Source organism: Acidovorax sp. BL-A-41-H1 (assembly GCF_051942715.1).
Genome location: NZ_JBPVJQ010000011.1, coordinates 1 through 13,170, shown reverse-complemented (window position 1 = coordinate 13,170; position 13,170 = coordinate 1). Strand labels below are relative to the sequence as shown.

General features: G+C 67.0%; 14 protein-coding genes and 1 pseudogene. 11 read left to right on the top strand and 4 right to left on the bottom strand.

Going from position 1 to position 13,170, the window contains the following annotated elements; all coding sequences use genetic code 11:
• Positions 1 to 107 precede the first annotated feature (107 nt).
• From ACTPOI_RS24055 to ACTPOI_RS24025, 7 genes are all read left to right on the top strand, one after another.
• The gene (locus tag ACTPOI_RS24055) at positions 108 to 1,061 is read left to right on the top strand and encodes a sugar ABC transporter substrate-binding protein (protein WP_440113721.1); all 954 of its coding nucleotides are present in this window, start codon (positions 108 to 110) and stop codon (positions 1,059 to 1,061) included.
• Positions 1,062 to 1,148: 87 nt separating this feature from the next.
• Complete coding sequence (locus tag ACTPOI_RS24050) at positions 1,149 to 2,804, top strand: sugar ABC transporter ATP-binding protein (RefSeq protein ID WP_440113718.1); 1,656 nt, start codon at positions 1,149 to 1,151, stop codon at positions 2,802 to 2,804.
• Positions 2,801 to 3,793, top strand: coding sequence for an ABC transporter permease (locus ACTPOI_RS24045; RefSeq protein WP_260666191.1), 993 nt, complete (start codon positions 2,801 to 2,803; stop codon positions 3,791 to 3,793). The genes ACTPOI_RS24050 and ACTPOI_RS24045 overlap by 4 nt, the downstream gene beginning before the upstream one ends.
• 56 nt (positions 3,794 to 3,849) lie before the next feature.
• Positions 3,850 to 4,872, top strand: a complete 1,023-nt coding sequence (locus tag ACTPOI_RS24040) for a LacI family DNA-binding transcriptional regulator (protein WP_440113715.1) — start codon at positions 3,850 to 3,852, stop codon at positions 4,870 to 4,872.
• Entirely contained in the window at positions 4,869 to 5,813 is a 945-nt protein-coding gene (gene rbsK, locus ACTPOI_RS24035) for a ribokinase (RefSeq protein ID WP_440113712.1), read from the top strand. The genes ACTPOI_RS24040 and rbsK overlap by 4 nt, the downstream gene beginning before the upstream one ends.
• On the top strand, positions 5,810 to 6,199 hold the full coding sequence (rbsD, locus tag ACTPOI_RS24030) for a D-ribose pyranase (RefSeq protein WP_440113709.1): 390 nt from the start codon (positions 5,810 to 5,812) through the stop codon (positions 6,197 to 6,199). Before rbsK ends, rbsD begins: the two co-directional genes overlap by 4 nt.
• Before the next feature lie 99 nt (positions 6,200 to 6,298).
• Positions 6,299 to 7,231: an MBL fold metallo-hydrolase gene (locus tag ACTPOI_RS24025; RefSeq protein WP_440113706.1), complete on the top strand. Its 933-nt coding sequence runs from the start codon at positions 6,299 to 6,301 to the stop codon at positions 7,229 to 7,231.
• 50 nt (positions 7,232 to 7,281) lie between these two features.
• Here the strand turns inward: ACTPOI_RS24025 and ACTPOI_RS24020 are convergent, their stop codons facing one another.
• From ACTPOI_RS24020 to ACTPOI_RS24010, 3 genes are all read right to left on the bottom strand, one after another.
• Positions 7,282 to 7,578 carry a hypothetical protein gene (locus ACTPOI_RS24020; protein WP_165773894.1) on the bottom strand — a complete coding sequence of 99 codons (297 nt, stop codon included), beginning with the start codon at positions 7,576 to 7,578 and terminating at the stop codon, positions 7,282 to 7,284.
• A 66-nt stretch (positions 7,579 to 7,644) separates the two neighbouring features.
• Positions 7,645 to 8,214 carry a DUF4124 domain-containing protein gene (locus ACTPOI_RS24015; RefSeq protein ID WP_440113703.1) on the bottom strand — a complete coding sequence of 190 codons (570 nt, stop codon included), beginning with the start codon at positions 8,212 to 8,214 and terminating at the stop codon, positions 7,645 to 7,647.
• Positions 8,215 to 8,357: 143 nt separating this feature from the next.
• A complete protein-coding gene (locus tag ACTPOI_RS24010; RefSeq protein WP_094288967.1) occupies positions 8,358 to 10,343 on the bottom strand; it encodes a lytic transglycosylase domain-containing protein in 1,986 nt (661 codons plus the stop codon).
• A 14-nt stretch (positions 10,344 to 10,357) separates the two neighbouring features.
• Between ACTPOI_RS24010 and ACTPOI_RS24005 the strand changes: the two genes are divergently transcribed.
• From ACTPOI_RS24005 to ACTPOI_RS23995, 3 genes are all read left to right on the top strand, one after another.
• Positions 10,358 to 10,930, top strand: coding sequence for a 5-formyltetrahydrofolate cyclo-ligase (locus tag ACTPOI_RS24005; protein WP_094288969.1), 573 nt, complete (start codon positions 10,358 to 10,360; stop codon positions 10,928 to 10,930).
• A 169-nt stretch (positions 10,931 to 11,099) separates the two neighbouring features.
• A complete protein-coding gene (locus ACTPOI_RS24000; protein WP_440113699.1) occupies positions 11,100 to 11,792 on the top strand; it encodes a glutathione S-transferase family protein in 693 nt (230 codons plus the stop codon).
• A gap of 8 nt (positions 11,793 to 11,800) precedes the next feature.
• Positions 11,801 to 12,109: an NIPSNAP family protein gene (locus ACTPOI_RS23995; protein ID WP_440113696.1), complete on the top strand. Its 309-nt coding sequence runs from the start codon at positions 11,801 to 11,803 to the stop codon at positions 12,107 to 12,109.
• 24 nt (positions 12,110 to 12,133) lie between these two features.
• Here ACTPOI_RS23995 and ACTPOI_RS23990 read toward each other — a convergent pair whose 3' ends face one another.
• On the bottom strand, positions 12,134 to 12,589 hold the full coding sequence (locus tag ACTPOI_RS23990) for a hypothetical protein (protein WP_440113693.1): 456 nt from the start codon (positions 12,587 to 12,589) through the stop codon (positions 12,134 to 12,136).
• A 44-nt stretch (positions 12,590 to 12,633) separates the two neighbouring features.
• Here ACTPOI_RS23990 and ACTPOI_RS23985 point away from each other — a divergent pair.
• Positions 12,634 to 13,170 (top strand): annotated as a pseudogene (locus ACTPOI_RS23985) (multifunctional CCA tRNA nucleotidyl transferase/2'3'-cyclic phosphodiesterase/2'nucleotidase/phosphatase); the annotation flags it as partial.

Sequence of the window (13,170 nt, the reverse complement as noted above, 5' to 3'; positions counted from 1 at the left end):
TCGCGAGGATTTGCAACGCTGCAGACCGTCTGAGCCATGGATGCGCCGGGCGCGAGAGGCTTGTTCAGCGTTGCCTTTGTCCACATTCCAACCTGGAGACAACACCCATGCAGTTCACCCGCCGTTCCGTTCAGACCGCCGCCGCCCTCGCCGTTGTGGGCAGCCTGCTGGCCAGCCCTGCCTTCGCGCAGGACAAGCCGAAGATCGCGCTCATCATGAAGTCGCTGGCCAATGAGTTCTTCCGCACCATGGAAGACGGCGCCAAGGCGCACCAGAAGGCCCACGCCAAGGAATACACGCTGGTGGCCAACGGCATCAAGAACGAGACCGATACGGCAGCCCAGATCAAGATGATCGAACAGGCCGTGGCGCAGAAGGTCAGCGCCATCGTGCTGGCCCCCGCCGACTCCAAGGCGCTGGTGCCCGTGGTCAAGTCCGCCATCGACAAGGGCATCCTCGTGGTCAACATCGACAACCAGCTCGATGCCGATGCGCTGAAGGAAAAGAACATCACCGTGCCCTTCGTGGGCCCGGACAACCGTGCTGGCGCCAAGCTGGTGGGCGACCACCTGGCCAAGACACTGAAGGCCGGTGACAAGGTCGGCATCATCGAAGGCGTGTCCACCACCTTCAATGCGCAGCAGCGCACGCTGGGCTACCAGGACGCCATGAAGGCCGCCAACATCACCGTGGTGGGCGTGCAGTCCGGCAACTGGGAGATCGAAAAAGGCAACACGGTAGCCGCCGGCATGATGCGCGAGCACCCTGACCTGGTGGCCCTGCTGGCTGGCAACGACAGCATGGCCCTGGGCGCCGTGGCCGCCGTGAAGGCCGCCGGCAAGACCGGCAAGGTGCAGGTGGTGGGCTACGACAACATCGGCGCCATCAAGCCCATGCTGGCCGACGGCCGCGTGCTGGCCACCGCCGACCAGTACGCCGCCAAGCAGGCCGTGTTCGGCATCGAACTGGCACAGAAGGCCCTGGCCGCCAAGACGCCGCAGAACCAGCTGCCCGCCACGGTGAAGACGGATGTGGTGCTGGTGACGAAAGACAGCAAGTAAATCCGAGAGCGGCGAACAAGGCCCTTCTGGCGTTATTCGCCACTCAACCGATAAACCCCGCCCTGCAGCCGCCTAATTCAAGCCCCCATGCCTAGTCGCTCGCCCGCTCCTCAGTCCCCGCCCCTGCTCGCCATCCAGGCCGTGGGCAAGGACTACACCGCCACCGTGCTCGACGGCGTGAACGTGGAGCTGTTTGCGGGCGAGGTGCTGGCGCTGACGGGCGAGAACGGCGCGGGCAAGAGCACGCTGTCCAAGATTCTCTGCGGCCTCACGCAGCCCACACGCGGCGGCATGTTGCTGGCCGGGCAGGCCTATGCCCCCGCGTCGCGCCGCGATGCCGAGCGCCACGGCGTGCGCATGGTGATGCAGGAGCTGGGCCTGGTGCCCACGCTCACCGTGGCCGAGAACCTGTTGATGGGCCGCCTGCCCCACCGGCTGGGTTGGCTGCAGCGCGATGTGCTGCACGCGGCGGCCCGCGCGCAGCTGGCCAAGATCGGGCTCGACACCATCGACCCCGCCACGCCCGTCTCGCAGCTGGGGATCGGCCAGCAGCAGATGGTGGAGATTGCGCGCAACCTGCAGGACGATACACGCATCCTGGTGCTCGACGAGCCCACGGCCATGCTCACGCCGCGCGAGACCAATTACCTGTTCGAGCAGATCGCGCACCTCACCGCGCGCGGCGTAGCCATCATCTACGTGTCGCACCGGCTCGAAGAACTGCGCCGCATTGCCGACCGCGTGGCCGTGCTGCGCGACGGCCGCCTGGTGGACGTTCGCCCCATGGCGGGCATGAACGAAGACGACCTGGTGCAGCGCATGGTGGGCCGCGTGGTCAGCGACCTGGACCACCGCCCGCGCCGCCCCGTCGGCCCGGTGGTGATGAGCGCTGACAAACTAGGCCGGGGCACCGCCGTGCAGGACGTAAGCCTGGAGTTGCGTGCGGGCGAGATCTTCGGCATTGCCGGGCTGGTTGGATCGGGCCGCACCGAGCTGGTCCGCCTGCTGTTCGGCGCGGACCGGGCAGACCGGGGCAGCGTCACATTGCACCCGAATTCTGAACAAAAACAGGCTCCAGCGCTTGATGGACAAGCGCAATCAGCTATACAAAACATAGCAAAGCCGCTTACCTTAACTGCACCCCGCACTTGGCAGCAGGGCTTTGCATCCCCGCTTCAAGCCATCGCCGCCGGTGTCGGCCTGGTCACCGAAGACCGCAAGTCCCAGGGCCTGCTCCTCTCGCAGCCCATCCGCATCAACGCCACGCTGTCCGACCTGTCGGCCGTGTCGCGCGGCGGCTGGTTGCAGCGCGGGCTCGAAAGCCGCCTGGTGCAGGGTTTTGTGCGCACGCTGGGCATCCGCTGCCGCAGCGCCGAGCAGCCCGTGGGCCAACTGTCGGGCGGCAACCAGCAAAAGGTGGTGTTCGCCCGCTGGCTGCACCGCGAAGGCCGCGTGCTGCTGCTCGACGAACCCACGCGAGGCGTGGACGTGGGCGCCCGCGCCGAGCTGTATGGCGAGCTGGACCGCATGGCCGCAGAAGGCCGCGCGCTGCTCATGGTCTCGTCCGACCTGCGCGAACTCATGGCCATGGCCGACCGCATCGGCGTGATGAGCGCGGGCCGCCTGGTGGCCGTGTTCGAGCGCGGCGAGTGGTCCGAGCAATCGCTGCTGGCGGCCGCGTTCTCCGAGCCCGGCGGACGCACCAGCACCACTCCTTCAACTTCTTCTCCTGTGACCGCATGAACGCCCCCACCACATCTGCCGCGCCCGCTGCGGCGCCCTCCTCGGCCTCGGTCTGGCGCAGCCAGCTGGGCACCTACCTGGGCCTGCTGGCCGTGCTGGCAGGCATGGTGGCGCTGTTCTCGTCGCTGTCCGAATACTTCTGGAGCGCCGAGACCTTCATCACCATCGCCAACGAAATCCCGGCCCTGGCCGTGATGGCCGTGGGCATGACCTTTGTGCTCATCATCGCGGGCATCGATTTGTCGGTGGGCTCTGTGATGGCGCTGGCCGCCGCCACCTCGGCCGCTGCCATCCTGCAGTGGGGCTGGACGGTGCCCGCCGCCGCCGCGCTGGCACTGGCCACGGGCCTGGTGTGCGGCACCATCACGGGCACCATTTCCGTCGCGTGGCGGTTGCCCTCGTTCATCGTGTCGCTGGGCATGCTCGAAGCCGTACGTGGCAGCGCGTATGTGGTGACCGACTCGCGCACGCAGTACGTGGGCGATGCGATCTCGTGGCTGTCAGCACCCTTCTTTGGCGGCATCTCGTTCGCCTTCTTGCTGGCCGTGGTGCTGGTGGTGGTGGCGCAGCTGGTGCTGTCGCGCACGGTGTTTGGCCGCTGCGTGGTGGGCATTGGCACCAACGAAGAAGCCATGCGCCTGGCCGGTGTGGACCCACGCCCCATCCGCGTCATCGTGTTTGCCATGACCGGCCTGCTCGCAGGCCTGGCGGGCCTGATGCAGTCGGCCCGGCTGGAAGCCGCCGACCCCAACGCGGGCACCGGCATGGAGCTGCAGGTGATTGCGGCCGTGGTGATTGGCGGCACCAGCCTCATGGGCGGGCGCGGCTCGGTGGTCAACACCGCGTTTGGCGTGCTCATCATCGCGGTGCTGGAGGCGGGCCTGGCCCAGGTGGGCGCCAGCGAGCCCAGCAAGCGCATCATCACGGGTTTTGTGATCGTGGCGGCCGTCATTGTGGACACGCTGCGCCAGCGCCGCGCCAAGGTCTGAGAGACTGCCCCCGCATCCAGCCGCCCCACCACCCACGACCTCATTCTTCTTTTTGCATGGCTACTATCAAGGACGTTGCGCGCCACGCCGAGGTGTCGGTCACCACGGTGTCGCACGTGGTCAACGGCACGCGCCGCGTGAGCCCCGAGGGGCGCGAGCGCGTCGAGGCCGCCATCCGCGCCCTGGGTTATGTGCCCAGCGCGATTGCGCGCAGCCTCAAGAGCAACAACACGCGCACGCTGGGCATGCTGATCCCCAACAGCTCCAACCCCTACTTTGCCGAGATCGTGCACAGCGTGGAAGACCGCTGCTTTGGCGCGGGCTACAACGTCATCCTGTGCAACACCAACGACGAGGCGCACCGCCAGGGCACCTACCTGCAGGTACTGGCCGAGCGACGCATCGACGGGCTGATCGTGGTCTCTACCGGACATGACGCCACGCTGGCCACGCAGCTCGCGGGCCTGTCCATCCCCACCGTGCTGGTGGACCGCGAAATCGACATCGCTGAACAGCAGCCCTGTGACCTGGTGGAAACCGCCCACATGCAGGGCGGCCTGCTGGCCACGCGCCACCTGCTGTCGCTGGGCCACCGCCGCATTGCCTGCATCGGCGGCCCCGAAGGCATTGCCCCCAGTGAACAGCGCATTGCCGGCTGGCGCACGGCCCTGGCCGACGCGGGCTGCGGCACCGGCGAAGGCCTGCTGTGGCACGGCAACTTCACCAGCCAGGGCGGCTACGAAGCCATGCACGCCGTGCTGCGCGCGGCCGAGCCGCCCACTGCCGTCTTCGTCTGCAACGACCTCATGGCCATGGGCGCCCTGTGCGCCGCGCACGAGCGCGACCTGCGCGTGCCCGAGGCACTGTCCATCGTGGGCTTTGACGACATCGAACTCACCGCCTTCACCAGCCCACCCCTCACCACCGTGGCCCAGCCCAAGCAGCGCATCGGCGCACTGGCGGTGGACATGCTGCTGGAGCGCATCGACGGCAAGCGCCAGGACGCACGCAAGGTGATGCTGCAGCCCGAGCTGCGCGTGCGCGCCTCCACGGCACATGCGCCCGAAGGTGCTGCATGAGCACGAACACCGCGCCCCGCATCGCCGTCGTCGGCAGCCTGAACATGGACCTGGTGCTGCAGGTGCAACACGCACCCGGCCCCGGCGAAACCGTGCTGGCCGACGCCCTGCACCTGGTACCCGGCGGCAAGGGCGGCAACCAGGCCGTGGCCTGCGCACGCCAGGGCGCCCAGGTGGCCTTGTTCGGCCGGGTGGGCGATGACGGCTACGGCCAGACGCTGCGCGCCGGGCTCGACGCCGACGGCATCGACCACAGCGGCGTGCAGACCGACACCGCAACCACCACCGGCGTGGCCGCCATCACCGTGGAGGCCAGCGGGCAGAACCGCATCGTGGTCGTGCCCGGCGCCAACGGCCGCTTCGTGCTGGATGCCGCCTCGCTGGGCGCTGCGTTGCAGGGCGCAGGCGGCCTGGTGCTGCAGTTGGAAACGCCTCTGGCCCAGGTGCTGGCCGCCGCCGAGATGGCGCATGCGGCGGGCTGCCCTGTGGTGCTCAACCCCTCGCCCATCCAAGCCCTGCCCAAAGCCCTGTGGCCGCTGGTGCACACGCTGGTGGTGAACGAGGTGGAAGCCGCCGCGCTGGCAGGCCAGAACGTGACCACACCCGCCGATGCCGCGCAGGCCGCGCAGGCCCTGCGCGCCAAGGGCCCCGCCCAGGTGGTGGTGACCCTGGGCGCTGCGGGCGCCGTGGCCGCCGATGCGGCAGGCAACCGCTACCACCCAGGCCTCGTCGTGAAAGCCGTGGACACCACAGCCGCTGGCGACACCTTCCTGGGTGCACTGGCCGTGGCCCTGGCACGCGGTGAGCCGCTGGATGCCGCCGTGCGCGAAGGCATCCGTGCATCGGCCCTGTGCGTCACCCAGCCCGGCGCCCAGCCCTCCATCCCCACCCGCGCCGCCGTGGCGCTAAGCCCCCAACCGCCCGCCTGGAGCCCCCTGTGAAACGCACCGCCCTGCTGCACGCCGAACTCTCCCACGCCATCGCCACCCTGGGCCATGGCGACATGCTGGTGATCGGCGATGTGGGCCTGCCCATCCCCCCCGGCCCGCGCCGCATCGACCTGGCGCTTACGCCCGGCATCCCGGCTGTGGCCGATGTGCTGCGCGTGGTGCTGGAGGAAATGCAGGTCGAGAAGGTCTTGATCGCCACCGAAGCCGTGGAGCGCAACGGGGGCCAATTGCCCGCGTGGTGCCAGCTACCGGTTACGCCACAGTCCGTGTCGCACGACGAGTTCAAACGCCTGACCCAGCAGGCCCGCGTGATGGTGCGCACGGGCGAGTGCACGCCGTACGCCAACGTGATCCTGGTGGCGGGCGTCACGTTCTGACACACCACACCCCGACGGGGAGTGTTCGCGTGCGGGTTTTGGAGAACGCCTGACAGTGCCCAGCTGCGGTACGCTGGACTGTCACCGTTTGCCTGCCCCATGCCCAGTTCCGCCCCCCACGACCTGCTCCCCCCCGAAATCACCGTGCTGGAGCGCGGCTGGCTGTCGGCCAACAACATCCTCTTCATCGGCCACCACGACACGGCCATCGTGGACACCGGCTACTGCAGCCATGCCGAGCAGACCGTGGACCTGGTGCGTGGCGCCTTGGAAGGGCGCGCGCTGGACCGCGTGCTCAACACCCATCTGCACAGCGACCACTGCGGCGGCAATGCCGCGCTGCAAAAGGCTTGGCCCGGTGTGCTCACCGCCATCCCGCCCGGCCAGGCCGACCATGTGCGCCAGTGGGACGCCTATGCGCTCAGCTACACCCCCACGGGGCAGGAATGCCCGCCGTTCCGGGCCGACACCTTGCTGATGCCGGACTCGTGCGTGCTGCTGGGCGACAAGCCCTGGCAGGTGCATGCGGCGCCGGGGCACGACCCCCACTCGGTGGTGCTGTTCGAGCCCCAGGACCGGGTGCTGATATCCGCCGATGCGCTGTGGGAAAACGGCTTTGGCGTGGTGTTCCCCGAGCTGGAGGGCGACAAAGCGTTTGCCGAAGTCGCCGCCACGCTGGATGTGATCGAAAAACTGTCACCCCAGGTCGTCATCCCCGGCCACGGCCCCGTGTTTGCCGACGCCCCCCGCGCCATCGACGGCGCCCGCCGCCGCCTGGATGGTTTTGTGCGCAACCCCGGCAAACATGCGCTGTATGCGGCCAAGGTGCTGCTGAAATACAAGCTGCTGGAATGGCAGCAGATCACCATGGCCGACCTCACGGCCTGGGCACAGGGCACGCCGTATTTCGGCATGCTGCACCAGCGGCATTTCGGTGATCAGCCCGAGGGGGAGTGGCTATTGAGCCTGGTGGAGGACCTCGTAAGGTCGGGGGCGGCGGTGCGGCAAGGGGATGTGCTGCACAACGTGTGATGTGGCTTGGTCAGGGTGGGGGACAGCGTTGAACCCACAGCGGCGAGTACCTAGGCAGCAAACGGTCCTCTCAAGACTCGGCCAGAACCGACGAGCGTTTGTCCTTCAAGAACGTCGAAATGAGTGCCGACCATCAGCGCAGAATAATCGACACCGGGCTCATAAATCAGCGCAGCTACAGAACGGGCTGTGGACCCGGGACTAACCAGTTGACCATCAACAAACGAGACGCCAAGGTATTCACCACCTTGGACACGCAAGTGTGGACGATAGATGCCGCCGGTGAGGACAGGCATCTTTGTACGACCTTCGATGGTCAACTCCACTTCGATAAGACGTCTCGGCATATGTCCGTTCCTGGCCTCAAGCAGGCGCCGGTGTATGTTTCCAGCCCCCAGCCCCGCATCTCCCCATCAATGCTTGAACTGCTTGTCGCACCCCATCACATGGTTGTTGCTGCTCGACATGCATTGGTAGAACAATTTCTTGTTGCCCGACGACGCCTGGCAGTCTGACACGCTGTATTTGCCCCGGGCCTCGCGGATCTTGGGGGCTGTCTTGTCGTATTCGGCCTGGGCCATGTAGCCGTCGCGCACGTTTTTCTGGCCCACCTCCAGCATCTGGTCGGCCTGGTAGTGGATGTTGTCCACGGCGGCGGCGCAGTTCAGGGGCACCTGTTTGCTGTCCACCTTTTCCAGTGCCTTCTTCATGCCCTGGCCAAACTCCTCCACGTCTTTGGGGATCTTCTTGGTGCCGTCGGGGTTGTACTGCTGGGCGGGCTTGGCAGACTGCGATGCGCTCCGGGTGCTGCCGTTGTTGCTTTGCAGCTTGAGCGGCTCGGCGTCCTGCTTGGCGGGCGGAGGTTGTGATCCGTAGTGGGTCTTGCCGTCGGCATCCACCCACTTGTACACGGGCTGCGCCTGGGCCGTGCCCAGCGCCCAGCACACCATGGCGGCCAGGGCCACCCCACACAGCTTGTTCATGGTTTTCCCTCCAAAAATATGAATCAAATCGGTGCTTTGCGCGCTTCCACCATGCGCTTATAGCTACTCTATTTATAGCAAACACTCGCCCACCCGCTTCGCATCTGCGGCAGCGGGTGCTGCGGCAGATGCGGATGGAGGCATCAGGGCAGGTCCTTGTTCACCTCGGGCGCCGATGCATCGCGCGGGCCGATGGTGCCCAGGCGGCCCTTGAGCGACTGGGGCTGGCCGGTGAGCATGGCGGCGTAGTTGGTGGTATTGGCCAGCACCTTCTTCACGTAGTCGCGGGTTTCGGCAAAGGGCACGTTTTCAGCCCAGATGGCGGCGTCCAGCACGGGGCCGTTGCGCCAGCTGCGCGGGCGGCCGGGGCCGGCGTTGTAGGCGGCAGCCGCCATGGGCATGGAGCCTGCAAAGTCGTCCAGTGCGAGCTTGAGGTAGGCGGTGCCGATGGTGATGTTGGTGTCGCGGTCGTTGATCTGGTCGGCGGTGAAGTTGTTCAGGCCGATCTTCTTGGCCGTCCAGCGCGCGGTGGCGGGCATGACCTGCATGAGGCCCGAGGCGCCGACGTGCGAGCGCGCATCCATGATGAAGCGGCTTTCCTGGCGGATCAGGCCATACACATAGGCCGGGTCCAGCCCAATGCCATTGGCACGCTCGACCACTGCGCTGCGGAAGGGGGTGGGAAAGCGCTGCGTGGCATCCACCACGCTCTTGGTGCGTTCGCTGGTGTTGATGCAGCGGTCCCACACCTCGCGCTGGCAGGCGAAGTCGGCTGCTGCCAGCAGTTCGCGGTCGCCCATGCCGCCGCTCTGGTGCAGGTTGGTGGTGTAGTTCCACTCGCGCACGCCTTCGCTGCGCAGGCCCAGCAGGATGGCGTACAGGGCGCGGTTCAGGCCCGGGTTGGCTCGGGCACCCGCTTTTTCTTCAGCGGTAAGGGGCGCCGGGGCGGGGGGCGTGGTGATGCGCTGGCCCAGCTCTTCCATGGCCAGCATTTCGTAGAAGCCGCGCGTGCTGGCAATGCCTTCGAGCAGCTGGCGCGCTTCTGCGCGCTCGGCGTCTGTCACGCGGCCCGACAACAGTGCGCGCGCCTTCCAGTACACCCAGGTGCTGTCCTGGCGGGCGTCGGGGCCCATCGCATCGACAGCCTTGCCCACGGCTTTCCACTGCCCGGCGCGCAAGGCGGCGCGCACCTTCCAGCCCAGCAGGTCGTCGTTCAGGTCGGTGTCCTTGGTGACGTTGGCAAAGTAACCCGCCGCGTTGGACGAGAGCTTTTGCGCGGCCGCCTTGCCGATCACGCCCCAGGCCCAGTTGCGCTCTTCGGCCGAGAGGTGCACGCCCCATTTGTTGTCCAGCTGCTGCGCGGCGCCGTCCGGGTCGCTGCCTGCGAGCTTGATCAGGGCCAGCAGCACCAGCTCTTGCCGGGCGTTGCCGCGTGCCGTGGCGCGTGAGAGCAGGAACTTGGTGGGCGCGTCCAGCACCTCCTTGAGCTGCGGCAGCGCGTCGGGCGAGACGATTTCGACCGCGTTGCGCACCACACGCGGGCGGTTGGCCTCCACGCCCAGTCGCGCCTTGCGCCAGATGTCGAGCGCGCTGAGCTTCTTGTAGCTGTACAGCTCGCTGGCGGCATGGGTGCAGCCGTCGTCGGCATCGCGGATGGCATACCAGTTGCTGCGCACATCGTCGGCCACGGTGGCGGGTGCGGAGCCTTTCAGGGTGTCGATCAACAGCGCGTAGCAGCGCACTTCACGGTCGTCCGACATGCGGTAGGCGGGGTGCTGCTCGGCAAACTGCGCCCAGTTGCGCCGCTGGCCCAGCAGCAGCAGCCAGTCGTTGCGCATGCGGTCCTCCTGGTAGCTGCCGGCGTAGCGCTGCATGAAGGACTGGATTTCTGCGGGCTGGGCCTCGGCCAGGCGCACGCGCAGTTCCCAGTAGGCGGCCCAGGGCTCCAGCGCATGGCCACGGGCGGAAGGCAGCAGTTGCTCCAGCCGCTTGCGGTCGCCCTTGCGGAAGGCCTGCTGCATCTCCAGCAGGGTGTCGTCCCCCTTGCTGTTTTGCGCCTGGACAAGGGGAGCCGCCATGGCAAGCAGGGCACTGGCGACAAGCGGTGTCAGAATTCGAAACAATTGCATGGGGGAATTATGTGATGGACAAAGCAGCCCTTCGGCGCGCATTGATAGAAGAACGCCTCAATCTGCCCGACCGCCTACAGCGGTCCGACCTGTTACAGCAGGTGATGCGCATCTGGCTGGTGAACCGGCCCGACACCGTGATCGGCGCCTATTGGCCCATCAAGGGCGAATTCGACCCCCTGCCTGCCCTGCACCGCTGGAAGGAAGACGGCGAACTGCTGGACGAGCCCCAGCTGCGCCGCATCGGCCTGCCGGTGGTCAACAAGCAGCACAAGACGCTCACCTTCCACGCCTGGTACCCCGGCTGCCCCATGGAAGAGGACGCCTACGGCATCCCCAAGCCCAAGGACACCGAAGTCATCGTGCCCACGCTGCTGTTTGTGCCCTGCGTGGGCTACGCGGCCGGGGGCTACCGCCTGGGCTATGGCGGCGGCTTTTACGACCGCACGCTGGCCACGCTGCAGCCCAAGCCGTTCACCGTGGGGCTGGGGTTCACCCACGGCTTTCTGGACGACTTCGAGCCCGAAGAGTTCGACCTGCCGCTCGATGCCATCCTGAACGACAACGGCGTGGTCTGGCCGGTCTGATCCCTCGGAGCCCGTTGGCGACCGCGCGGCAGGCTGCCAACGGGCGCTAGCCGGTCGGCACGAAGGCCTGTGATGCTCGCAGCGCATCATTCGGGCCGGTTTTTCGCATCGCTGGCGCGCCGCGCAGCCGCTAGCATGGCGGGCTGACCTCTTTTTTCAGGTGTCCACCATGCCCAAGCTCTACATCGGCAACAAGAACTATTCGTCCTGGTCCATGCGCCCCTGGGTGCTGCTCAAGCAGGCCGGCATCCCGTTTGAGGAAGTGCGCGTGCGCTTCGACAGCTTCGAGGCCGACTCGGAGTTCAAGCGTGTCATCGGCCCCGTGAGCCCCACCGGCAAGGTGCCGGTGCTGGTCGATGGCGACCTGGTGGTGTGGGACACCCTGGCGATTGCCGAATATGTGGCCGAGACCTGGGCCGACAAGCAGCTCTGGCCCCAGGACGCCAAGGCCCGCGCGCGCGCCCGCAGCGTCTGCGCCGAAATGCACAGCGGCTTCACCGCCCTGCGCAGCAACTGCCCCATGAACATCGAAGCCGACCTGGCCGACACCGGCGCCCTGATATGGCGCGACAAGCCCGGCGTGCGCGCTGACGTGCAGCGCCTGGTGGACATGTGGAGCGCCCTGCTGCAGGAACACGGCGGCCCCCTGCTGTTTGGCCAGTTCTGCGTGGCCGACGCCTACTTTGCCCCCGTGTGCATGCGCCTGCACACCTACGCCCTGCCCGTGCCCGCCCACATCACCGCCTATGTGAACCGCGTGCGCGCCCTGCCCGGCGTGCAGGCCTGGATCGCCGAGGCCCTGGGCGAGAAGGACTTCCTGGCCTTCGAAGAACCCTACCGCCTGCGCCACACCGAGGACTGAGCACCGCCATGGCCGTCACCATCTATCTGCGCTACGTGCTCAACACCAGCAAGCTCAAGGAGTTTGAGCACTACGGAAAACTGTGGATCCCGCTGGTCGAGAAGTTCGGCGGCCAGCACCACGGTTACTTCCTACCCAGCGAAGGGGCCAACAACATCGCGCTGGCGCTGTTCACGTTCGAGAGCCTCGCGGCCTATGAGCGCTACCGCGAGGCGTCGATGCAGGACGCGGACTGCCAGGCGGCGTTCCGCTACGCCGAGGAGACGGGGTGCATCGTGAGTTATGAGCGGAGCTTTTTCCGCCCTGTATTCCAGTGAACCGGTGGGGCCAGCGCGGCCCCGCTACCGGAACTGCTTGCGCAAAAACGCCTTGTGCCGCGCGATGTGCGCCAGCTGCACAGGGGCAATGGAGCCACCCAGGTCTTCGTCTTCGGTGTTGAGCACCTGGTTGGCGTAGGCCAGCGCACGGGCTACCACTTCTTCTTCGCTCACGCCCTGCGTGGCCGCCAGGTCCATGGCGACGCGGCGCATGGCGCGCTGCGACAGCATCCACATGGCGCCGAAGGAATCCCACGCGGCCGCCATCTCTTTGAACTTGTCGTGTTCGGCCAGGATGTCGTTGAGCGGCTTGGCCAGGATCTCCTGCAGCCCCTCCACCTGGGCCTTCAGCGCCTCCAACTGCGCCTCGCGCTGCAAGGCTTCGGCGGCTGCGTTGGCAGCGGCATCGGGCGCCGTGGGCACGGGCACGCTGCCGTCGGGGTTGAGCTGGGCGATGGTGAGGTCGGACGAGAGGGACATGGTGGGTTGAATATACGGCGCGGCACAGGTTCTAAACTAGCCCGATGCAAATCTACATGGTGGGCGGCGCGGTCCGCGACAAGCTGCTGGGTCGGCCGGTGAATGACCGCGACTGGGTGGTGGTGGGCGCCACGCCCGAGCAGATGCTGGCGCTGGGCTACCTGCCCGTGGGGCGCGATTTCCCCGTCTTTTTGCACCCCGAAACGCGCGAGGAATACGCCCTGGCCCGCACCGAACGCAAGAGCGGGCGCGGCTACCGGGGGTTTGTGGTGCACAGCGCGCCGGATGTGACGCTGGAAGAAGACCTCTCGCGCCGCGACCTGACTATCAATGCGATAGCTGAAAGCGTAGGCGGGACGAGCGCAGATTGCGTTTTTGACCCCTATTCTGGCGCCCAGGACATTGAGGCGCGCGTGCTGCGCCATGTGACCGACGCGTTCCGCGAAGACCCTGTGCGCATCCTGCGCGTGGCGCGCTTTGCGGCGCGCTTCACCGACTTCAGCGTGGCGCCCGAAACCATGCAGCTCATGCGCGAGATGGTGGAACACGGCGAGGTGGACCACCTGGTGCCCGAGCGCGAT

Excerpts from the sequence above, each read along its gene's own strand:
- ACTPOI_RS24005 (WP_094288969.1), top strand. The coding sequence starts at position 10,358 with ATGGACAAAGCAGCCCTTCGGCGCGCATTGATAGAAGAACGCCTCAAT.
- ACTPOI_RS24020 (WP_165773894.1), bottom strand. The coding sequence starts at position 7,578 with ATGCCGAGACGTCTTATCGAAGTGGAGTTGACCATCGAAGGTCGTACA.
- ACTPOI_RS24050 (WP_440113718.1), top strand. The coding sequence starts at position 1,149 with ATGCCTAGTCGCTCGCCCGCTCCTCAGTCCCCGCCCCTGCTCGCCATC.
- ACTPOI_RS24015 (WP_440113703.1), bottom strand. The coding sequence starts at position 8,214 with ATGAACAAGCTGTGTGGGGTGGCCCTGGCCGCCATGGTGTGCTGGGCG.
- ACTPOI_RS24055 (WP_440113721.1), top strand. The coding sequence starts at position 108 with ATGCAGTTCACCCGCCGTTCCGTTCAGACCGCCGCCGCCCTCGCCGTT.
- ACTPOI_RS24045 (WP_260666191.1), top strand. The coding sequence starts at position 2,801 with ATGAACGCCCCCACCACATCTGCCGCGCCCGCTGCGGCGCCCTCCTCG.
- ACTPOI_RS24010 (WP_094288967.1), bottom strand. The coding sequence starts at position 10,343 with ATGCAATTGTTTCGAATTCTGACACCGCTTGTCGCCAGTGCCCTGCTT.
- ACTPOI_RS24040 (WP_440113715.1), top strand. The coding sequence starts at position 3,850 with ATGGCTACTATCAAGGACGTTGCGCGCCACGCCGAGGTGTCGGTCACC.
- ACTPOI_RS24025 (WP_440113706.1), top strand. The coding sequence starts at position 6,299 with ATGCCCAGTTCCGCCCCCCACGACCTGCTCCCCCCCGAAATCACCGTG.
- ACTPOI_RS24000 (WP_440113699.1), top strand. The coding sequence starts at position 11,100 with ATGCCCAAGCTCTACATCGGCAACAAGAACTATTCGTCCTGGTCCATG.
- ACTPOI_RS23990 (WP_440113693.1), bottom strand. The coding sequence starts at position 12,589 with ATGTCCCTCTCGTCCGACCTCACCATCGCCCAGCTCAACCCCGACGGC.
- ACTPOI_RS23995 (WP_440113696.1), top strand. The coding sequence starts at position 11,801 with ATGGCCGTCACCATCTATCTGCGCTACGTGCTCAACACCAGCAAGCTC.
- rbsK (WP_440113712.1), top strand. The coding sequence starts at position 4,869 with ATGAGCACGAACACCGCGCCCCGCATCGCCGTCGTCGGCAGCCTGAAC.